Source organism: Streptomyces sp. NPDC023573 (genome assembly GCF_055559735.1).
In genome coordinates this window covers 1-20,731 of the sequence record NZ_JBVHKB010000012.1, presented here as the reverse complement: position 1 = coordinate 20,731, position 20,731 = coordinate 1, and the positions used below count along the sequence as shown (strand labels likewise).

Annotated in this window: 18 protein-coding genes; 7 read left to right on the top strand and 11 right to left on the bottom strand. The window is 71.8% G+C overall.

Features of this window, described 5'->3' with window-relative positions; all coding sequences use genetic code 11:
* Positions 1 to 113 precede the first annotated feature (113 nt).
* Genes gmd through ACZ32T_RS30920 form a run of 5 tightly spaced genes read left to right on the top strand, consistent with a single transcriptional unit; the run spans position 114 to position 7,684 of the window.
* Complete coding sequence (gene gmd, locus ACZ32T_RS30940; RefSeq protein ID WP_362932444.1) at positions 114 to 1,127, top strand: GDP-mannose 4,6-dehydratase; 1,014 nt, start codon at positions 114 to 116, stop codon at positions 1,125 to 1,127.
* The gene (locus ACZ32T_RS30935) at positions 1,124 to 3,898 is read left to right on the top strand and encodes a DNRLRE domain-containing protein (protein WP_467370331.1); all 2,775 of its coding nucleotides are present in this window, start codon (positions 1,124 to 1,126) and stop codon (positions 3,896 to 3,898) included. Before gmd ends, ACZ32T_RS30935 begins: the two co-directional genes overlap by 4 nt.
* Entirely contained in the window at positions 3,895 to 6,150 is a 2,256-nt protein-coding gene (locus ACZ32T_RS30930; RefSeq protein ID WP_467370328.1) for a LamG-like jellyroll fold domain-containing protein, read from the top strand. The genes ACZ32T_RS30935 and ACZ32T_RS30930 overlap by 4 nt, the downstream gene beginning before the upstream one ends.
* Positions 6,147 to 6,860 (top strand): hypothetical protein, encoded by a 714-nt coding sequence (locus ACZ32T_RS30925; protein ID WP_467370326.1) that lies wholly within the window; start codon positions 6,147 to 6,149, stop codon positions 6,858 to 6,860. Before ACZ32T_RS30930 ends, ACZ32T_RS30925 begins: the two co-directional genes overlap by 4 nt.
* Entirely contained in the window at positions 6,857 to 7,684 is an 828-nt protein-coding gene (locus ACZ32T_RS30920; RefSeq protein WP_467370324.1) for a glycosyltransferase family 2 protein, read from the top strand. Before ACZ32T_RS30925 ends, ACZ32T_RS30920 begins: the two co-directional genes overlap by 4 nt.
* Before the next feature lie 4 nt (positions 7,685 to 7,688).
* Here ACZ32T_RS30920 and ACZ32T_RS30915 read toward each other — a convergent pair whose 3' ends face one another.
* Positions 7,689 to 8,846: a glycosyltransferase gene (locus ACZ32T_RS30915; RefSeq protein ID WP_467370322.1), complete on the bottom strand. Its 1,158-nt coding sequence runs from the start codon at positions 8,844 to 8,846 to the stop codon at positions 7,689 to 7,691.
* A 121-nt stretch (positions 8,847 to 8,967) separates the two neighbouring features.
* Between ACZ32T_RS30915 and ACZ32T_RS30910 the strand changes: the two genes are divergently transcribed.
* Positions 8,968 to 10,482 carry a hypothetical protein gene (locus tag ACZ32T_RS30910; RefSeq protein ID WP_467370319.1) on the top strand — a complete coding sequence of 505 codons (1,515 nt, stop codon included), beginning with the start codon at positions 8,968 to 8,970 and terminating at the stop codon, positions 10,480 to 10,482.
* Here ACZ32T_RS30910 and ACZ32T_RS30905 read toward each other — a convergent pair.
* Genes ACZ32T_RS30905 through ACZ32T_RS30895 form a run of 3 tightly spaced genes read right to left on the bottom strand, consistent with a single transcriptional unit; the run spans position 10,451 to position 14,597 of the window.
* Positions 10,451 to 11,689 (bottom strand): MATE family efflux transporter, encoded by a 1,239-nt coding sequence (locus ACZ32T_RS30905; RefSeq protein WP_467370317.1) that lies wholly within the window; start codon positions 11,687 to 11,689, stop codon positions 10,451 to 10,453. The two genes, ACZ32T_RS30910 and ACZ32T_RS30905, sit on opposite strands and share 32 nt — an antisense overlap.
* The gene (locus ACZ32T_RS30900; RefSeq protein ID WP_467267856.1) at positions 11,686 to 13,371 is read right to left on the bottom strand and encodes a P-loop NTPase family protein; all 1,686 of its coding nucleotides are present in this window, start codon (positions 13,369 to 13,371) and stop codon (positions 11,686 to 11,688) included. The genes ACZ32T_RS30905 and ACZ32T_RS30900 overlap by 4 nt, the downstream gene beginning before the upstream one ends.
* Positions 13,368 to 14,597: a glycosyltransferase gene (locus ACZ32T_RS30895; protein ID WP_467370485.1), complete on the bottom strand. Its 1,230-nt coding sequence runs from the start codon at positions 14,595 to 14,597 to the stop codon at positions 13,368 to 13,370. The genes ACZ32T_RS30900 and ACZ32T_RS30895 overlap by 4 nt, the downstream gene beginning before the upstream one ends.
* 166 nt (positions 14,598 to 14,763) lie before the next feature.
* Here ACZ32T_RS30895 and ACZ32T_RS30890 point away from each other — a divergent pair, with 166 nt between their 5' ends.
* The gene (locus ACZ32T_RS30890) at positions 14,764 to 15,213 is read left to right on the top strand and encodes an FAD synthase family protein (protein ID WP_365934772.1); all 450 of its coding nucleotides are present in this window, start codon (positions 14,764 to 14,766) and stop codon (positions 15,211 to 15,213) included.
* On the opposite strand, the gene ACZ32T_RS30885 is transcribed toward ACZ32T_RS30890, so the two are convergent.
* The 7 genes from ACZ32T_RS30885 to mbhE all read right to left on the bottom strand — a co-directional run.
* Entirely contained in the window at positions 15,182 to 15,913 is a 732-nt protein-coding gene (locus tag ACZ32T_RS30885; RefSeq protein ID WP_467267859.1) for a CDP-alcohol phosphatidyltransferase family protein, read from the bottom strand. The genes ACZ32T_RS30890 and ACZ32T_RS30885 overlap by 32 nt on opposite strands.
* Before the next feature lie 92 nt (positions 15,914 to 16,005).
* On the bottom strand, positions 16,006 to 16,419 hold the full coding sequence (gene mnhG / locus ACZ32T_RS30880; protein ID WP_467370315.1) for a monovalent cation/H(+) antiporter subunit G: 414 nt from the start codon (positions 16,417 to 16,419) through the stop codon (positions 16,006 to 16,008).
* Positions 16,416 to 16,739: an MrpF/PhaF family protein gene (locus ACZ32T_RS30875; protein WP_356710531.1), complete on the bottom strand. Its 324-nt coding sequence runs from the start codon at positions 16,737 to 16,739 to the stop codon at positions 16,416 to 16,418. Before ACZ32T_RS30875 ends, mnhG begins: the two co-directional genes overlap by 4 nt.
* Complete coding sequence (locus ACZ32T_RS30870) at positions 16,736 to 17,368, bottom strand: Na+/H+ antiporter subunit E (RefSeq protein WP_467267864.1); 633 nt, start codon at positions 17,366 to 17,368, stop codon at positions 16,736 to 16,738. Before ACZ32T_RS30870 ends, ACZ32T_RS30875 begins: the two co-directional genes overlap by 4 nt.
* Complete coding sequence (locus ACZ32T_RS30865) at positions 17,365 to 19,014, bottom strand: Na+/H+ antiporter subunit D (protein ID WP_467267866.1); 1,650 nt, start codon at positions 19,012 to 19,014, stop codon at positions 17,365 to 17,367. Before ACZ32T_RS30865 ends, ACZ32T_RS30870 begins: the two co-directional genes overlap by 4 nt.
* Positions 19,011 to 19,604, bottom strand: a complete 594-nt coding sequence (locus ACZ32T_RS30860; RefSeq protein ID WP_467267868.1) for a Na(+)/H(+) antiporter subunit C — start codon at positions 19,602 to 19,604, stop codon at positions 19,011 to 19,013. The genes ACZ32T_RS30865 and ACZ32T_RS30860 overlap by 4 nt, the downstream gene beginning before the upstream one ends.
* A partial coding sequence (gene mbhE / locus ACZ32T_RS30855) for a hydrogen gas-evolving membrane-bound hydrogenase subunit E (RefSeq protein ID WP_467370311.1) occupies positions 19,601 to 20,731 on the bottom strand: 1,131 nt, incomplete at its 5' end. The genes ACZ32T_RS30860 and mbhE, both read right to left, overlap by 4 nt.

Genomic DNA, 20,731 nt, shown 5'->3' with positions numbered 1-20,731 from the left:
GGATTCTGCCAGGAGCGCGGCATCGGGGTGACCCTTTGCCGCATTCCGCTCAGATGGCGATATTTCGATGCACCGAACCGCCCTACGGGCGACCAGAAAAAAGGGGGGGAGTCATGGCAAAAACCGCACTCATCACCGGCGTGACCGGGCAGGACGGTTCGTACCTGGCGGAGCTGCTGCTCGAGAAGGGGTACACGGTCCACGGCCTGATACGCCGTTCTTCGAGCTTCAACACGGAGCGGATCGACCACATCTATCAGGGGCCCGAGGAAGCGAATCGTTCCTTCGTGCTCCATCACGCCGATCTCTCCGACGGGGTCGCGCTGGTGAACCTGCTGCGGGACATACAGCCCGACGAGGTCTACAACCTCGGCGCGCAGTCCCATGTCAGGGTGTCGTTCGACGCTCCGCTGTACACGGGGGACGTCACGGGGCTCGGAACGGTCCGGCTGCTGGAGGCGATCCGGGCCAGCCGCATCGAGACCCGGGTCTACCAGGCGTCCTCCTCCGAGATGTTCGGCGCGAGCCCTCCCCCGCAGAACGAGGGGACGCCGTTCCACCCGCGCAGCCCGTACAGCGTGGCCAAGGTGTACTCGTACTGGGCGACGGTCAACTACCGTGAGGCGTACGGGATGTTCGCCACCAACGGCATCCTGTTCAACCACGAGTCCCCGCGCCGCGGCGAGACCTTCGTGACCCGCAAGATCACCCGCGGGGTGGCGAGGATCAAGGCGGGTCTGCAGGACCGGCTGCATCTGGGCAACCTCGACGCCGTACGCGACTGGGGCTACGCCCCGGAGTACGTGGAGGCGATGTGGCGGATGCTCCAGTGCGACACCCCCGACGACTACGTGGTGGCCACCGGTGAGGGGGTCAGCGTCCGGCAGTTCCTCGAGTACGCCTTCGAGCACGCGGGCCTCGACTGGGCCGAGCATGTGCGTTACGACCCGAAGTACGAGCGCCCCAGCGAGGTCGACGCGCTGATCGGAGACGCGTCCAAGGCGGAGGAACTCCTCGGCTGGAAGCCGGAGGTGAAGTCGCGCGAGCTGGCCCGGATCATGGTCGACGCCGACATCCGGCTGCTGAGCGACCAGCTCACGGGTTCCGCGGTCCGGGTGGACAGATGACGGGGGCCGGACGGCTCGGACGCGCCCGGGGGGTGGTGTTCGCCGCCGTCGTCGCTCTCGCCGCGGGCACGCTCACGGCGCTCTCCGCTCCCCCCGCCGCCGCGCTCACCCCGCCGGTCGGCTTCACCGCCGACGCCCTGTCCACGTACCAGACCAACGGCATCGTCTGGTCGCTGGCCGAGGCGGGCGGGGTGGTCTACGCGGGAGGCACCTTCTCGGGGGTCAGGCCCGCGGGCTCCCCGGCCGGGAGCAACACGACGCCCGCCGTGAACTTCGCCGCGTTCGACTCGGCGACCGGGGCGCCCACCGGGTGCTCGCTCTCCTTCACCCGCAGCAGCGGCACGGCGACGGTCCGGGCGCTCGCCGTCTCGCCCGACAAGTCCACGCTGTACGCGGGTGGATACTTCAACGCGGTGAACGGAACGGCCGTCAACGGCCTGGCGGCGATCGACACCGCCACCTGCCGGCCGCGGGCGGGTTTCGCCCCGCAGTTCGGCGCGACGGTCCGCGCCCTCGACGTCGCGGCGGACGGCACCGTCTACGCGGGCGGGGACTTCCAGACCGTCAACGGGACGGCCCGGCGCTTCTTCGGCGCGGTGACCGCCCAGGGAGCCCTGACCGGCTGGAACCCGGACGCCGACGAACCGGGCCGCACCCTGAGGGTGACCCCGGACGGGACCGCAGTCCTCATCGGCGGTGACTTCTTCACCGTCGGCGGCGCCGCCTCGCACGCGCTCGCGGTGACGAGCGCGTCCACCGGCGCCGTCACCCACGCCTACGGCGCATCCTTCATCCCCCGGTCCGCCGTCATCAAGGACATCGTCACGGACGAGGCGTCCGACGGCTGGTACGCGGCGGGCGAGGGCTCGGGGCCGACGTCGTTCGACGGCCGGCTGGCCATGGAGCTCGACGGTTTCGGACAGCGCTGGCGGGACACCTGCCAGGGCGCGACGCAGGCACTCCGGGTCCACCAGGGGGTGCTGTACGCGGGCAGCCATGTGCACGACTGCTCGACCATGGGCGGCTTCCCCAACCAGGCACGCAAGCATCTGACCGCGCAGTCGGTCGACAGCCCCGACCTGCTGGGCTGGCTCCCGGACACCAATGACGGCATCGGTGAGCCGGTCGGCCCCCGGGCGCTGACCGTGTCCTCGAAGGGCGGCCGTGACTTCCTCTGGGTCGGCGGCGAGTTCACCACGGTCAACGGGACCGGCCAGCAGGCGCTGACCCGGTTCGCGAACACGCCGGACACCGGGGCACCGCCCGCACCGGCGGTGAGCGTGTCCGCGCCGCGGACCGGTGAGGTCGCGGTCAGCTGGCGCAGCAGCCTGGACCTGGACGACAGTCTCCTGACGTACCGGGTCTACCGCGACGGCGGCGCGACGCCGGTGTACACGACGACGGGTTCGTCGCTGTTCTTCAGCAGACCGCAGCTGACCTTCACCGACCGGAACGTGGTCGCGGGCAGGTCGTACAGCTACCGGATCACGGCGAGCGACGGCACGAACACCAGCGCGCTCTCCGCCGCGGCCCCGGTGACCGCCGCGTCGTCGGCGTCGCCCTACCAGGAGAAGGTGCTGGCCGACGGAGCCGATCTGTACTGGCGCTACGACGAGGCCGGTGGCGCCTTCGCGGCCGACGCGTCGGCGAGCCGTAACGGCGGGGTGTACGTGAACGCGCCCTCCTACCGCGCCACGCCGTCCGCGGTGGCCGGTTCCGCCGCGCTCTCCCTGAACGGCACGAACGAGTACGTCCACAGCGACCGGCTGCACCACTACACCTCCCCCACGCCGTACTCCGTCGAGACCTGGTTCCGCACCACGTCGACGAGCGGCGGGCGGATCGTGGGGTACGGCAACAACATCGGTACGGAGCGCGGCCACACGAGCAGCATCTCGGACAAGCTGGTCTATCTGACGGACGACGGCCGGCTGGCGTTCGGCGTCCAGAGCGGCAGCACCCGGCCCACCGTCACCTCGGCCGGCTCCTACAACGACGGCGCCTGGCACCACGCCGTGGCCACACAGGGCCCGTCCGGCATGGTGCTGTACGTCGACGGGGAGGCGGTCGGCAGCAACGCGGCCACCGGTAACCGCTCGTACGACGGCTACTGGCGGGTGGGCGGGGACGCCATGAGCAACGCCTGGCCGAACCGCCCCACCAGCGACTACTTCGCCGGCCAGGTCGACGAGACCGCGGTCTACCCGTCGGCGCTGACCGCCGCCCAGGTCGCCGCGCACCACGAGCTGGCGGGCGCCCCGCCGGACCCCGGCGGCAGCACCGTCACCCTCACCCCGGACGAGGACGCCTACGTCAACAGCGTGGCGGCGAACACCAACTACGACGGCAGCCAGCTCGCCTCGCGGGGCACCACGGCCTACCTGAGCTATCTGCGCTTCACCCTGCCGTCCGCTCCGGCGGGCCGGGTGCTCACGGGCGCGCGGCTCACCTTCCGTACCTCGTCGGACCCGACGGCGGGATCGGCCGAGAGCCACAGCATCGTGCCGGTCACCGGCACGTGGACCGAATCGGCGGTCACCTACAACACCCGGCCGGCGCTCGCCACGTCCGTGCTGGGGACCATCACCGGCGCGGCATCGGTCTCCACCGACCACTCGGCGGAACTGGACGCGTCCGCACTCGGCGGGGCCCTCGGCTCCGCCACCTCACTCGCCCTGACCGGAAGCGGGACGGACAGTCTCCGCATCTGGTCGAGCGAGGCAACCGCGGCCTACCGGCCGCAGCTCGTCCTCACCTTCGGAGTTGAATGATGAACGCAAGCACGGGGCGGAGATTCCGGGGAAGCGGCCGTGTACGGGCCGCGTCCACCGCGCTCTGCCTGTTCGCGGGTGCCCTGACCGCGACAGCGGCCGGGGCCTCCCCGGCCGCGGCGCTGACACCGCCGGTGTCCATCACCGCGGACGACCTCTCCACCTGGCAGACCAACGGGATCGTCTGGTCGATGGCCGCGACGGAGGGAACCGTCTACGCGGGTGGCACCTTCTCCACCGTCCGGCCGCCTGACGCGGCGGCGGGGACCTCCGAGCAGCCCGCGGTCAACTTCGCGGCGTTCGACGCGGCGACCGGCGCGCCCACGGGGTGCAGCCTGTCGTTCACCCAGACCTCGGGGACCGCCACCGTACGGGCGCTCGCCCTGTCGCCCGACGGCGGGACCCTCTACGCGGGAGGGCAGTTCGGCGCGGTGAACGGCGAGGGTGTCAGCAACATCGCCGCCGTCGACACGGCGACCTGCACGCCCCGTACGGACTTCAAGATCTCCGTCTCGGCGACCGTTCGGGCCCTGGACGTCACCGCGGACACCGTCTACCTGGCCGGTGACTTCAACAGTGTGGGCGGGCAGACGAGGAACAAGTTCGCCGCGGTCACCACCGACGCCGCCCTGCTGCCGTGGACGGCGAACGCCGACGAGGTGGCCCGGGCGGTCCAGGTGACCCCCGACGGGCAGCACGTGGCACTCGGCGGTGACTTCTTCACCGTCAACGGCACCACCTCGCACGCGCTCGCCGTCGTCGACGCCACCACGGGGGCACTCACCAAGAGCTACCCGGGCTTCATTCCCAACACGTCGACGGTGCAGGACCTCACGACCGACGCGACCGGTCTCTACACCGCCAACGAGGGCACCGGCGGCGGTGTGTTCGACGGCCGGATCGCCATCGACCTCGACGACTACCAACAGCGCTGGCGGGACACCTGCCTGGGCGCCACCCAGGCCGTCCTGGTCCACTCGGGCGTGCTCTACAGCGGGAGTCACGCCCATGACTGCGCCAGCATGGGAGGGTTCGCCGACCAGCCGCGCAAGCACCTGCTGGCCCAGTCCGTCGACGACCCGACGCTGCTGCCCTGGTTCCCCGACACCAACGACGGCATCGGTGAGCCGGTCGGGCCGCGGGTGATGACGCAGACCGACAAGGGCGGCCACCACTACCTGTGGGTAGGCGGGGAGTTCACCACCGTCAACGGCGCCGGGCAGCAGGGTCTGACCCGGTTCGCCGACGGCCCGGACACCGGGGCGCCCTGGGTGCCCAACGTCAGTCTCTCCACGGTCACCCCGGGGCGGATCGACGTGAACTGGCAGACCAGTTTCGACACCGACGACGGGGAGCTGACCTACCGGATCTACAAGGACGGCGCGAGCACGCCCGTGCACACGGTCACGGGATACTCGCTCTTCTGGGACCGCCCGCAGCTGAAGTGGACGGACACCGATGTGGCGGTGGGTGAGACGCACTCGTACCGCGTCACCGCGAGCGACGGCACCAACACCAGCGCGAAGTCCCCGGCGCAGTCGGCGACCGTCGCCGCGTCGACCCAGGCCTACCCGGCGCGGGTGCTGGCCGACGGCGCCTCGCTGTACTGGCGCTACGACGAGAGCACCTCGACCTTCGCGGCGGACACCACGGGCGGCCTGGACAACGGCTTCCTGCGCAACGCGCCCTCCTACCGGCAGACCCCGGCCGCGATCGCGGGCGACTCGACCGCGATCGGCTTCGACGGGGCGAGCGAGTACGCGTACAGCAACAAGCGCCACCCGCAGCCCACCCGCTTCTCGGTGGAGACCTGGATCAAGACCACCACCAACCGGGGTGGCAAGATCATCGGCTTCGGCAATCTGAGCATGCAGAACAGCACCCGCTTCGACAAGCACGTGTACATGGCCAACGACGGACGACTGGTCTTCGGTGTCTACAGCGGCGGCCGCCGCACGGTGACCACGGCCGGGGCCTACAACGACGGCAACTGGCACCACGTCGTCGCCACCCAGGGCACCGGCGGCATGCGGCTGTACGTCGACGGGCAGCTGCGCGCGTCGAACATCCTCTACAGCGGCAACGAGAACTACCCGGGTTACTGGCGGGTCGGCGGGGACAACCTGAACAACTGGGCCAACCGCCCGACCAGCAACTTCTTCGCCGGCCAGATCGACGAGACCGCCGTCTACCCGACCGCGCTGAGCGAGGCCCAGGTCAGCGCGCACCACGGCCTGAGGAACACCGAATGAGACACCCGTTCCTGGCCGGCGCCGCCGTCGCCCTCGCGACGGCGGCGCTGGCCGCCTGCGGCTCGTCCGGCGGGCCGGGCGACGGGTCCGGCGAGGAGGGCAGGAAGACCGCAGCCGTGGCGGGTGGTACGCCGTCCGTCGCGGTCACGGCCTCCCCCACGCCGTCCGGGGCCTCTGCGGCGGCCCCGGCACCCGGGAAGCCCAGCGGCACGCCGAAGGCTCACGCCGGGGACGTCACCCCGGCCACGGGGTCCTTCACCAGGAAGCAGAAGGAGTACCTGACCGACCGCGTACCCAAGGGGATGGACCCGGCAGCGGTGCTCCAGACCGGGCAGGAGACCTGCGACCGGCTCCGCTACCTGGTCAAGGCCGACCGGGACATCGCCGTCGCCGCGATCGTCTCCGGTGAGGTCACGGACGCCGAGCCGGCCGTGACCCATCTCTGCTCCCAGCACCAGGACGTCATCGACGAGGCCGCACTCGGTTACGCCGACGGCACCCACAAGGGCGCCGGGCTCCGGCCCGGGCGGTACAGGGCCCCCTCTCCCACCAAAGCCTGCAGCTGGCAGGTGGCGGGGGCGGACGGCAAGGAGCTGGATTCGGGCTCCTCCGCCACGGGCGAGCAGGTGGAGATCACCGTCGCCCGGTCGGCCCGCACCTTCACCTCCACAGGCTGCTACGCCTGGCTGCCGCAAGGAGACAACAGTTGAACAAGCTGCCCATCGCCGTCGCGATCCCCACGAAGAACGAGGGTCTGAACATCGCCGAGGCGGTGAAGTCGGTCCTGGGGCACTTCGAGGCGGTCGTCGTGGTGGACTCGCACAGCACCGACGACACGGCGAAGATCGCCGAGGAGTGCGGGGCCGAAGTCGTCGCGTACACCTGGGACGGAGGTCATCCGCGCAAGAAGCAGTGGTGTCTGGAGAACGTCCGCACCGACCTGGACTGGATCCTGCTGCTCGACGGTGACGAGCGGCTGAGTCCCGGGCTGCTGGCGGAGCTGCGGAGGATCTTCGCCGACACGGAGAGCCCGAAACCCGCCGCGTACGACATCCCGCTGGGCTACTGGTTCTCGGGGAAGCGGCTGCGGCACGGCTACACGATCCGCAAGCGGTCCCTGACCGACCGGACCCGGTGCCACTACCCGGAGGTCGGCGACCTTGCCGCGCCCGGCATCGGAGAGGTCGAGGGGCATTACCAGCCGGTCGCGGCGACGGCCCGGGCGCTGAGCAACCCCATCGAGCACCAGGACCTGGACCCCGTCACCGCCTGGTTCGAACGGCACAACCGCTACTCCGACTGGGAGGCGTGGCTGGAGCACCACCCCGAGGTGAAGGAGCAGGTGAGGAGGGTGAAGTCCCGGCAGGGCCAGCTCTTCCACAAGGCGCCGTTCAAGCCGCTGGTGTCCTTCGCCTACATGTACGTCTACCGCCGGGGCTTCCTGGACGGGCGCGCCGGTCTGGACTTCGCGCTGGCGATGAGCTTCTACCGCTGGCAGATCGCGCTGAAGTCCCGTGAGGGAAGAACGGGTTGAGGGATCACGCCCTCCGGCGGACCACGTCCTCGTAGGTCCTCCGGAGGGTCCGTGTGACGGCCTCGATGGTGAACTGCTCGTTGACCAGGTTCCACGCGGCCTTCCCCGCGCGGTCGTTGGCCTCGGGCTCCAGCAGTTCCAGGACGGCGTCGGCGACCTTGCGGGCGTTCTCCGCGTCCTGGCCGGCCCTGCTGTCGATCACCCGGCCCGCTCCGGCGGCCGCCACGTCGGGGCCGAGGCCGCAGGTCCGGGTGATGACGGCCGGCGTGCCGACGGACATGGCCTCCAGGACGGAAACGCCGAGGGGCTCCTCGATCGACGGCAGGACGTACACGTCGGCCTGCCGTCCGGCCGCGAGCACCTCCTCGTGGCCGAGGGGGCCCACATGGTCCAGTGAGTCCATGACGCCGAGCTTGCGTGCGAGCGCCAGCGTGCCGGGGAGCGCGCCGGTGTCCGGTCCCGCGAGGACGAACCGGGCGTCGGGGTGCCGGGCCAGGACGGCCGGCATCGCCGCGACGAAGTCCTCGGGCCGCTTGCGCTCCTGGACGCGGGCCAGGAAGAGGACGGTGGGCGGGCGGCCCTCGTCCCGGGCGGGCTTGCGCTCCTGCGGCCGGACGCCGTTGACGAGCCTGACGGTGTTGGTGAGGGCGACCGGTGCGGCGACCGCGTTCACGTCGAGGCGCTCGGCCTCGGTGAGGTGCAGCACGGCGTCGGCGCGGCGCAGCACCGTACGGACGCCCAGCAGGTCGGTGAGCTGGGCGACACGCTTCTCGGTCGGGTCGACCATGCCGTGCGTCTGGACGACGAGCGGGGTGCGGGTGGCCAGCGCGAGGAGCGCGGCGGGCAGGGTCACGAGGTCGCGCATCAGGTGGACGTGGACGAGGTCGGCGCCGCGCATCATGCGGCGCGCGGTGTTCAGCAGGGCGCCGGAGGTGATGCCGCTGACCTCGAACATCGGCAGCAGGTGCCGTGCCTGGAAGAGGTGCACGGGCACCCCTTCCACCGTGTCCGGCAGCGCGCCCGCGAAGCCGTCGCCGAGCGCCATGACGCGGGCGTCGTCGCCGTCGGCGCGCTGCACCTTGGACAGGTTGAGCGCGACCCGTGTGGGCCCGCCGAACGCGTGGTCGGGCGAGTGCAGCGTGACGATGTGCAGGACCTTCACCAGGGTTCCCCTCAACCTCGGCCGACTGTTCACAGACTAGTCATCACTCCACCCCGAGTGGGCCGCATTCGTTAAGGTGTTCGTGGGCCGTGGGGCCCTCGGGGCCGGTGATCGGGGGGTCATGACGTCCGTGCACGAGTCGGTGGGGGCCGTCGCCGTCCGGGAGAGCGCTCCGCGCCCGCCGGCCGAGCCGCCGGCAAGGCCCCTGACGTGGGCGATGCTCTCGCGGGCGGTGTCCGTGCCGCTCATCCTGGGCCTGGTCTGCTTCCTGCCCGCGGTGATCGCGGCCCAGCCCGGTTCGGGGGTGCGGGACACCGCCTACTGGCTGCAGCTCGTGCTGACGTGCTACGCGGGGGCCCGGCTCGCCACGATGATCCTGTCCACGCGCCGGCGGCTGCTCCAGGGCGTCTTCTGGATGTTCGTGTACATCGCCATGGGTGTGGCGCCGTTCGCCCAGGTCGTGATCGGGCAGACCCCGACGCCGATGGTGGGACCGCGCTCCGACCTGGTGACGGCGATCGCGATGATCCTGGTGGGGTGCGCGGCCTTCGACCTGGGCGCGCTGCTGGCCTCCCGCCGCCCCCTGAAGAGGCGCGCCTCCTCGCGCGCCACGGGCCGGCCGGCCGTGGCGCACCCGGTCAGGCTGCGGCTGCTGGTGCTGCTCGCGCTGCTGGCGAGCGCGTACTACGTACTGAAGCTCGGCGGGCCGGCCGTGTTCTTCTCCAGCCGTCAGGAGATCAGCGACACGGTGGCGCAGAGCGGGGTGGCCTCGGCGGAGTCGAACGTCGGCTCCGCGTTCCTGAAGGGCTTCGGCACGGTCCCGGCGCTGCTGGCGCTGCTCTTCTGCACCCGGCGCCTGGTGACCTCGCGCCGGGCCCGCCGCTCCCCTTCGACCGTGCTGGTGTGGGTGGCGCTCGCGGCGGTCAACCTGATCGTGAACAACCCGATATCCAACGCTCGTTACTGGTTCCTGACGGTGCTGGTGTCCCTGCTGTTCACCGCGTTCCCGAGCAGTGCCGCGATGTACCGCTCGGTGCTCACCATGGGCGTCGTGGGCGCGCTGGTGCTCTTCCCCTACGCCGACCGCTTCCGTTACGACGACGAGGGGTACCGGCCCGTGCAGTCGGCCTCCGTCTTCGAGCCGCTGGCCACCAAGGACTACGACCAGACGGTGATGTTCGCCAACACCATCTCCTGGGTGGAGACCCGGGGCCACACCTACGGCCGTCAGCTCGCGGGTTCCGCACTCTTCTTCGTGCCCAGGGCGGTCTGGAGCGGGAAGCCGGAGGACACCGGCGTCCGGGTCGGCGAGTGGATGGGTATGAACATGACCAACCTGTCGGCTCCGCTGTGGACCGAGTTCTGGGTCGACTTCGGCGCGTCCGGCATGATCGGCGGTCTGGCGCTGATCGGCTACGCGGCGGCCCGTACGGACCGGAGGTACGCGCTGGCGGTCACGCGGGCGGGCCCCGGGCCGGGCAGCGTGCTGGCGATCGCGGCGCCGCTGATCGCCGGGTACACGTTCATCCTGTTGCGGGGGCCGCTGCTCCAGGCCGCGGGGAAACTGGCGATAGCCGCGCTGTGCCTGGTGCTGATCAGCACGTTCAGGGAGCAGCGGGCAGCGCGTCGGCGCTGAGGGGCCCTGTCGCGCTCCGGCGGCGCAGCCGGGCGACCCGGGTCCAGGTGGCGGCGGCCTTGCAGAGCGATCCGAGGCACAGCCCCCAGGCGGCCCCGGGGACACCTGCGAGGGCGTACCCGCCGGCCATGAGGGCCACGGCGGTGAGGGAGAAGACCACCTGGATGCTCAGCGTCGTACGCGGGTCGAGCATGCGCAGGGCGAGCAGTCCGCAGGTGCCGACGGCCATCGCCGCGTACTGACTGCCGGTGGCGGGGAGCAGGGCGGCGGCCGTCGGCCAGGTGTCGCCGAGGAGCTCGCGCCCCGCCCGTTCGGGCAGGAGGGCGAGTGCGGCGGCCCAGAGAGCGGCGGTCGCGGCGAGCACGGCGGCGAGGCCCGCGGTGGCCCGCACCCTGCGCCGTTCGTCGCCGATCCTGCCGAGGAGCGGGGGGCCGAAGGAGGTGGCGGAGGTGAACAGCACGTTGAGCGGGCCGAACAGGGTGGTCGCCCCGCGCAGCGCTCCGACCAGCAGGGGGTTGGCGACGACGCCGAGCCCCAGGACGGAGAGCTGGCTGGTCGCGTTGCCGACCCCGAACTCGACGGTGAAGCGCTGACCGAGGTGGCCGCGCCGCAGCAGCGGGCGCAGCGACATCGGGGCGCCCGCGGTCGTGCGGTGCAGCAGCACGGCGGAGAGCAGGAGGGCCGGCAGCGCGGAGAGCCCCCAGACGGCGATCAGCCGGGCGGGGGCGGCCCCGTACTCCTGGGCGGCCAGGGCGCCCAGGACGCAGGACAGCCTCAACAGGTCTCCGGTCAGGGCGAGATGGGGCTGCTGGAGCGTGGAGAAGGCGTAGCGCAGGGCGTCCTGTCCCAGCACCACCGGCAGGACGAGGCCGAGCGCCAGCAGGGCGCGGGCCGTGTCGCCCGGGACGAGCAGGCAGACGGCGGCCAGCAGGGCGCCGAGGGCTGCCGACGCTCCGACGGTGAACACGACGGCCGAGCGGCAGGCGCCCCGGGTGTCCGCACCGCCGCCGCGCCGGAGGGCCAGGGGCTGTCCCGTGTACGCGCCGGAGACACCCAGCAGCACCGTGAAGACGAGGTAGACCGCCGAGAAGCGGGCGAAGTCGTCCACGGTGGAGAGCCGGGCGGCGGCCACGAGCACCAGGATGTTGGTGAGCGCCGCCACGCCCTGGTCCGCGACCGAGCAGAGGATCGCGGTGCGGGCTCTCACCGGCGCGCCCCCGGGAGGGTGAAGGAGCGCAGCCCCATGGTCTCGTCGGGGCTCCCGGTGTTCTCCGGCGCGTCCGCGTCGGCGGCCGGGCCGTCCGGGCCGCCGGTGCGGCGCCGGGCGGACTTGTGCCGGCGTTCCGAGCGGCGCAGCCGGGTCCGGGCCGGGTGGAGGAGGGCGCCGAGCACCGAGCCGCCGGAGGCGCCGATGATCTCGCGGATCCGTTCCAGGTCACTGCGGTGCACCTCGCGCGGGTCGCAGACGATCATGACGCCCTCGACCCGGTCGACGAGTGCGACGGCGTCGGCGTACGACAGCACCGGCGGGGCGAGGACGATGACCACGGCGCCCGGGCGGTCGGCCTCGGCGACGATCCGTCCGACGGACGCGGAGGTCAGGGCGCGCGGCACGTTGTCCGCGGTGACCCCGGCGACCAGGGCGAACGCCCCGGAGCCGGGCACGTCCACGTTGGAGCGGCCGCCGGCCGGCCAGCCGCGGTCGCTCTCGTCGGCGGCCCAGCGGGGCGGCCGCACCTCGTGGGCCGCCCGCCCCAGGTCATGGGCGAGGGAGGGCGTACGCAGGTCGGCCTCGACGAGCAGGACGTCGCGGCCCATCTCGGCGAAGGCGGCGGCCAGGTTGACCGCCGCGGCCGCGGCCGCCCTGTTGTCGCCGCGCGGGGCGGTCACCAGGAGTCTGCGCCGCTCCGCGAACGACGGGTCGTAGGCGAGCCGGAAGGCGACCGCGCGGTACTCCTCGGCGAGCCGCGAACCGCTGCGCCCGATCGCGAGCAGGGTGTCCCCGGCCGCGCGTTCCCTGGGCAGCGTGCCGAGCAGCGGGCCCCCGAGGGAACGGACCAGTTCGCGGGGGGAGCGTACGGCGGGGTCGAAGACGAGGCGCACCCAGGACAGCAGCAGGCCGAGGGCGAGACCGACGACGGCGCCGAGCCCGAGGAGCAGGGGCAGTCCCGCGCCGGCCGGCTCGGTGGGGGCGACGGGCTTCTTGTTCAGGTAGCCGGGGGTGATGTCGAGCGCCTTGAGCTCGGAGATCTTCCGGCTCAGCTCGGAGATGGAGACGATGATGTTGGCGCGGGCACTGCTGACGTCGTCCGCGGCGTCGACGCCGGTCCGCTCCTCCAGCAGATCGCGCTTCTCCTCCAGTGGTTCGAGCTGCGCGCGGTACCCGTTCGCCATGTTGTCGAGGCTTTCCTGGGTGCGCGCCTTGCGGTGCGCGAGGTAGGCGTTGGCCAGCGCCTCGGCGCGGGACCGGGCCTGTTCGGGGGCGGCCCCGGTGTAGGAGAAGCGCAGGGTGAGGGTGTTCGGCGGGTTGGTGACCTGGAGGCCGGCCAGCAGCTTCCGTGCGGTGACGTCGTCGCCCTTCTTGAGCAGGGTCCCGGCGGCCAGGTCGCCGACGATGTCGCTGACCGCGGTCTGCCGCTCGGAGCCGATGTTGATGCCCTTGTCGGCGGAGGCCCCGGTGGCGAAGGGGTCGGCGGTCGCGGAGCGCACCTGGACCTCACCGGTGGCCGTATAGGTGTCGTCACCGCTCAGGGCGAGGAAGCCCCCGCCGAGGAGGCCCACGACGACGCCCCCGGCGAGCAGCAGGCGGTAGCGCAGGAGCTGGCGGAACTGGTCGCGCAGCAGCGCCGGTTCGTCCTGGTCGTCCAGGGGACGGATCTGGTGCGTCATCGGCGTGCTCCCCCTCGTGTGTCACCTGTTCGCGCGTCCCCGAGCGCTTCGGTGAGCAGGGCGTCGAAGCGGGCGAGCCCCGCCTCCCTGCTCAGGTGCTGTGCGACGTACTCGGGGCCGTGTGCTCCCAGCGCGTCGGCCGTCACCGGGTCGGCGGCCAGCCGGCGTACGGCGTCGAGGAGCGCGGCCGGGTCCTCGGGGGCCACGAGGACGCCCGCGCCCGAGCGGCGCACCTCGTCCGCCGTGCCGCCCCCGTCGGCCACGGAGGCGACGACGGGGCGTCCGGAGACGAAGTACGAGGTGAGCTTGGACGGAACGCTCATGTCGAGTACGGAGGCCCGCTGGGTCACCGCGAGCACATCGGCGGCGGCGAGCACATCGGTGAAGTCGTCGGCGTCCGCGGGCGGCAGGAAGTCGAGGTTGGGCAGCCCGGCCGCCAGCTCACGCAGTCCGTCGCGCTGGTTGCCGTCGCCCATCAGGACGACCCGGATGTCCGGGGCGAGCCGCGCCAGGCCGACCAGGACGTCGAGCCCCTGCTTGAGGCCCATGTTCCCGGAGTGCAGCAGCACGGGTGTGGAGCCGGTCCAGCCCAGGCGGGCCCGGGTGGCGGCCCGGCCGGCCGAAGGGCTCCGCACGTGAGTCCAGTTGGGGACCACCCGGATGCGCCCGGGGTCCACGCCGAGGGCGGTGACCCCCTCCACGAAGCTTCCGTGGATGACACCGACGAGGGCCGCGCCGCGCAGCGCGTAACGCTCGGCCTTCGCGGCGGCCTCCGCCGCCCTGCCTCCTCCGCGGATGCCGCTCTGTGCGGCGGCGGCTCCCATCAGGTCCTGGACGACGGGTATGTGGGGGACGCGGTGGCGGCGCGCCAGCCGGGCTCCGAGTACGCCGCCCGCGAGGCTCGGCATCTGGGAGACCACCGCGTCGAAACGGCCGGGCGGCGGGGCGAGGATCCCGTGGACGAGGATGCTCGCCTCGAACACACCGCGGCGCAGCGCAGTCTGACGGGGCGGCACATAGTGGCGTCGCCGGTGTATCCGCACGCCCTCACGGCTCTCCTCCCTGCGCCACACGCCCCGGTAGCCCTCGTCCACGCGCCAGGCGGGATAGTGGGGCATGCCGGCCAGGACCTCCGTCCTGGCCCCCGACGCCGCCCAGTGCTCGGCGAGCTGCGTGGCGTACGGGCCGATGCCCGTCAGCTCGGGGGCGTAGTTGGTGGAGACCACGAGAAGTCGGTGGTTCTCGAGCCGTATCGGATGCTCAACTGCGGACAACGGATGATCGCCTTCCCCCCGGAACAGCCTCTCCCCCGAGCTTATCCGTTCACGGGATGCACAAGTGTTCTTCACAGTAAGGTCGTTGCACCAGTTCCACCGTGGGGGGAGAGAACGGATGGTGCAGCACAGAGTCGGCTACGCGCCGGGGGTGTACGACCTGTTCCATGTCGGCCACCTCAACATCTTGCGGCACGCCCGCAGCCAGTGCGACTACCTGGTGGCCGGAGTGGTCTCCGACGAGATGGCCGAGCTGGCCAAGGGCCACAGACCGGTGATCCCGCTGCCCGAGCGGCTGGAGATCGTGCGCAGTGTGCGTTACGTGGACGCCGCGTTCGTGGAGACCGTTCCGGACAAGGTCGAGACCTGGCAGCAGGTCCGCTTCGACGTCATCTTCAAGGGTGACGACTGGCGAGGTACGGAGAAGGGCGAACGGCTGGAGCGGGACTTCGCCGAGGTCGGGGTGGAGGTCATCTACTTCCCGTACACCGTGCACACGTCCAGCACTCAGCTGCGCCGGGCGCTGGACGTGCTCGTCAGCCGGCCCGGAGCTCTTTCAGCTCCCTGAACCACTTGACGAGGAACGCCACAAGGAACACGGCGTGCACGGCCGCGAGCGCGGCGTACCCGGCACGGAACACCCCGGGTGCGCCGAGCAGCAGGAAGACCAGGCAGAAGACCCCGTAGTCCGCGGGCAGCAGCGCCACCGCCCGGGCCCGGGACACCGGCGCCGCGGGACCCGCGGGCGCCGGGGCGGCACGGGCCGCCGCCTTGCCGAGCTGTTCGCGCAGGAGCCCCGCGCAGAAGGTGAGCACGGCGACGAAGAGGAAGCCGAGCGGCAGCAGGAGCCAGCCCTCGTCCGGCAGGGAGCCGAGGCGGTGGAAGGAGATCAGTACGGCGCTGTGGACGAGGATCATCTTCGCGCAGTCCACGACGTGGTCGAGCCACTCGCCGTCCGGTCCGCCCCGCCCGGTCAGCCGCGCGAGCTGCCCGTCGGCGGAGTCGAAGGCGAAGCCGACGGCCAGACCGGCCCAGACAGCCGCCCCGAGCCACCAGGACGGCTCCACGAGTGCCACCGCGGCGATCGACGCGAAGGTGAACACCGCGCTGACCGCAGTGACCTGATTGGGCGTCAGGCCGACGCGGAAGGCGCCGGCGGCGAGCAGGCGCCCGGCCGGCCGGTTCACGTACCGCGAGTAGAGCGAGACACCCTTGGACGACTTCTGCGCGCCGCGCAATTCGCGCAGCACCGTACCCGTGCTTCCCATACGCCCCCCAGCACCCGGTGGATTCCCGGCGCATCATCGCAGAAATCATGTGCGGGGCGTGGAGATACGGGGACTGCCGTGCACCGGGGCGTTCAGTCCCCCTGGCCGCGCTCGGCTCCGCCCCCCGCCTCCGGCTCACCACCGGGGGCCCGCTCCCCCGGCTCGGTGAGCTGCGCGTCCAGGTCGTCGAAGAGGAGTTCACCGCGCTCGATCTGCCCCGTCCGGTACGCCGACCGGGCCACCAGGTGGGCTGCCACCGGGCCCGTCATCAGCTGGAAGAAGCCGATGAGGCCGAGCGTCGCCAGGTCCATTCCGCTGCGCAGCCTCAGTGCGACGCCCGCGAGCACCAGCAGCAGTCCGAGGGTCTGCGGTTTGGTCGCCGCGTGGCTGCGCGAGAGGACGTCGGGGAGCTTGAGCATGCCGACGACGCCGAGGAGACAGATCGCCGCGCCGAGGAACACCAGCACCGCTCCGGCCGTGTCCGTGATCTGGAGCCAGACGCTCACCGCTGCCCCTCCTTCCCGCCGGCCTTCCGGCGCGACAGCGGCTTGTCCCGTACGGCGATGAAACGGGCGATGCCCACCGAGCCGGTGAAGCCCAGGAACGCGAGCACCAGCATGATCGGGAAGTAGAACGGGTCCCGGGCGAAGGCGGACTTGGCGCCCAGGCCCGCGATGATCACAGCGGCGAAGACGTCGAGCCCGATGGCACGGTCGAGCATCGAGGGCCCGCGGCTGATCCGGAAGAGCAGCAGCGCGCCCGCCACCACGACCAGCACGACGGCGGCGGTGATCAGCACGCGGTCGACCGTCTCGGGGCCGCTCACGGTCCCCCCTCCACTCCGTCGGACCCGGCGACCGGTGGTGGCGGCTCGGAGACCCGGTCGATCTCGTCAGGGGTGCCGAACGCGCGGACTGTCAGTTCCTCCAGCTTCCAGACGGATTGCCGGGCGGCCTCCAACTCCTCCGGTCTGTCCGCGTCCAGCACGTGCATGAAGAGCGTGGCGGTGGCCCTGCGCACCTCCACGACGGCGCCGCCCGGCACGTTGGACACGGAGACGGCCGTCGCGGCCAGCATCAGGTCGCTGCGGCACCGCAGTGGCACGCCTATCACGGCGGGCCGGTGCGGACGGCCGGCGAAGATCTGCCGGGTGACCTTCACCCCCGAGGTGTACATGTCGTAGAGCAGATAGCCGGCGAGCCGGAGGATGCCCCAGGGGTGCAGTCGCAGCCCCAGATCGACCTTCGGCAACGGGAACGCCAGGCAGACGACCACCGCGACGACCACCCCCGTGACGACGTTGGCCCAGGTCAGGGTGGACCACAGCAGGACCCAGATCAGGGTGAGCCAGGCGATCAGCGGAAGTTCGAGCACCCGGCGACGGCGGCCGGCGAACTGGAGGCTGAACGGGGGCAGATCGGGATTGCGGTACGACAGGGTGATCAGGCGCCTCACCGGCCGAGCACCTCCTCCACATAGGGCCGGCGCTCGATGAGTCCGGCTGCCGAACGGTCGGTGAACGCCGCCAGCGGGCCGGCCAGCACGGTGAAGGCGAGACCGAGTACGACGGCTCCCGCGGTGGCCGCCGTCATGGCTCCGGGCGGGCGGACCGTGGTGGTGACGGCCCGCCCCTGCAGGGTCGCGGCCTGGGTCCGGCCGGCCGGAGGCGGCCCCACGCCTTCGTCGCCGGTCCCGGGGATGCGGTCGGGTCCGGTGTCGGTGTCGTCGTCGTCGCTGTCGTCGGCGGCCTCCAGGACGGTGCCGTAGGCGGCCTGGCCCGGTGGCTCGGTGCGCCAGAAGGCCAGGTTCCAGATCTTGGCCATCACGTACAGGGTGAGCAGGCTCGTCACGGTCGCGCCCGCGACAAGGGTCCAGGCCCAGACGCCGCCGTCCGAGACGCCGGCCCGCATGAGTCCGAGCTTGCCGATGAAACCGGAGAAGGGCGGGATCCCGGCGAAGTTCATCGCGGGGACGAAGAAGAGGACCGCGAGCAGCGGAGCGGATCTGGCCAGTCCGCCGAGCCGGGTGAGCTCGTTGGTCCCGCCCCGGCGTTCGATGAGGCCCGCCACGAGGAAGAGGGAGGTCTGGACGGTGATGTGATGGGCGACGTAGAAGATCGCGGCGCCGTAGGACGCACGGGTGGCGAGGCCGATACCGAAGACCATGTAACCGATGTGGCTGATGAGCGTGAAGGAGAACAGCCGCTTCAGGTCGGTCTGCGCGACCGCCCCGAGGATGCCCACGAGCATCGAGACGAGGGCGACGGCCATGATCAGATCGCCGAGCCGGTTACCGGGGAAGAGCAGCGTCTCGGTCCGCAGCATGCAGTAGATGCCGACCTTCGTCAGCAGGCCCGCGAAGACCGCGGTGACGGGCGCGGGCGCCGTCGGGTAGGAGTCGGGGAGCCAGGCCGCGACGGGGAAGACGGCGGCCTTGATGGCGAAGACGGTGAGCAGCATGGCCTGGATCAGGGTCTGCACGCCGAGGGAGAGTTCGGGCAGCCGGACGGCCAGCTGGGCCAGGTTCGCCGTGCCGGCGGCGGCGTAGGTCATGGCGATCGCCGTGAGGAACAGCATCGAGGAGAACAGGGAGATGATCACGTAGGTGGAGCCGGCCCGGATCCGGGGGCCCGTGCCACCGAGCGTGAGCAGGACGAAGCTGGCGACCAGCATGATCTCGAAGCCGACGTACAGGTTGACGAGGTCGCCCGCGATGAAGGTGAGGGAGACCCCCGAGACCAGGATGAGATAGGCGGGGTGGAAGACGGCGACGGGCGTCTCCTTGTCCCGGTCGGCCATGCCCTGGCCCAGCGAGTAGACCAGGACGGAGAGGGTGACCGCCGAGGAGACGGTCAGCATCAGTCCGGACAGCCGGTCGGCGACGAGCGTGATGCCGAGCGGCGGCGCGAAGTCACCGAGGTGGACGGAGAGGGGGCCCTGGCGGTCGGCGGCGATCATCAGGGTCACCGAGAGACCGAGGACGGCGGTGAGGACGGCCACGCTGATGAAGCGCTGGAAGCGCGCGAGCCTGGTACCGAAGGCGAGACTCACCCCGGTGGCGCAGAGCGGCAGCAGGACGGGCAGCGGGACGAGCGCGTTCATCCGGCGGCTCCTCGGTCGTCGTCCTTGTCTTTCACGTAGTCCTCCGGATCGGCTCCCAGCACGTCGTGCCAGAGGTTTCCGCCGGCGTCCCGGCCCCGGGCCTGGAGGGCGCGGTCTGCCCGGAGCCGGGCCCGCAGCCGGCGGCGCTCCTCGCGGTAGTCCGCACGCTCCTCCTGTGTGGGGCGTGGCCCCGCCCGGTACTCCTCGCGGAGCTCGGCCCGCTGACCCATCACCTCGGCGCGCAGGAAGATGCGCCGGTCCTCCAGGTCGTCGTGGACCTCGTCCGTGCCGGTCAGCTGGTAGCTGCGGTAGGCCATGGCGAGCAGGAACGCCGTGGTGGCGAGCGTGATGACGATGGCGGTGAGGGCGATGGCCTGGGGCAGCGGGTCGGTGATCCGCCGCAGCGGCACGCCGTAGAGCAGGGGCGCGGCGCCCGCCGAGCCGGTCGACGCGAGGACCAGCAGGTTGACGCCGTTGCCCGTGATCACCGCGCCGAGCAGGATGCGGGTGAGCGGCCGGGTGAGCATGAGGATGCCGCCGACCGCGCACAGGACGACGGCGGTGGCGAGGAGCGAGGCGCTCATGGTCATCGCTGCGGCTCCCCCTTCCCGGTGTCCGTCACGGGGGTCAGGGCGCCCGCCGCCCGTTCGATCTGCCGGTCGACCTTGGCGCCCAGCGCCCTCACGATGTCCAGGACCACGCCGAGCACCAGCAGATAGACACCGAAGTCGAAGAGGACCGATGTGCTCAGGTGGAAGTCACCGAAGACCGGCAGATGCCCGTGGTAGGTCCAGGCGTGCAGCACCGTCCCCTCCGCGAGGCCGCCCAGGGCGACTCCGGTGGACACGAACAGTCCGAGTCCGGTGAAGAGCCCGGGCTGCAGCGGTGCGGCCTCCGCCAGTTCGAATCTGCCGCCCGCCAGATAGCGGGTGATGAGGGCGAGGCCCGCCACGAGTCCGGCGACGAAGCCGCCGCCCGGCATGTTCTCCGCGCAGAACAGCAGATAGAGGGAGAGCACCAGAATGGGATGGAAGAGCAGGCGGGCCACCACCTCGAAGACGATGGACCGGTGCTCGGGCGCGAGGGTGGAGCCTGCCGCCAGCCAGCTGCGCTCGGGCGCGTTGTCGTCACCCTCCGGCACGCCGGCCAGCCGCCGGCCGGACAGCGCCGCCCAGGCGGTCTCCCCCCGCAGCTCCTCCCTGGGCATGGAGGCCTCACCGCGGCGGTGCAGATAGATGAGGCTGGTCACCCCGATCGCCGCGGCCGCGAGGACGGCGGACTCCCCCATCGTGTCCCAGGCGCGCAGGTCGACCAGGATGGTGGCCACCACGTCCTTGAGACCGTGGTGGGCGACCTCCTCGACCATCGCGGCGCCCGCGGGCTCGGCGACCCGCGCGGCTCCCGCCACCCAGACGGCCACGCCGACCGTCGCCGCCGCGGCCAGCGCCACGGGGATCCGCACCGCGCGCCGCCAGGTGCCGATCGACTCCTCGAAACGCACCGGCATCCGGCGCAGCACCAGCACGAACACGATCATCGACACGGTCTCGACGCAGAACTGGGTGAGCGCCAGGTCAGGAGCGCCCTGTACGACGAAGAGGAGGGCGGCCCCGTATCCGGTCAGCCCCGCCAGGACGACGGCCTTCATCCGGCGGCTGACGGTCAGACAGGAGAGGGCCGCTGCGCAGGTGAGCGCGGCCACCGCCCCCTGGAGGGG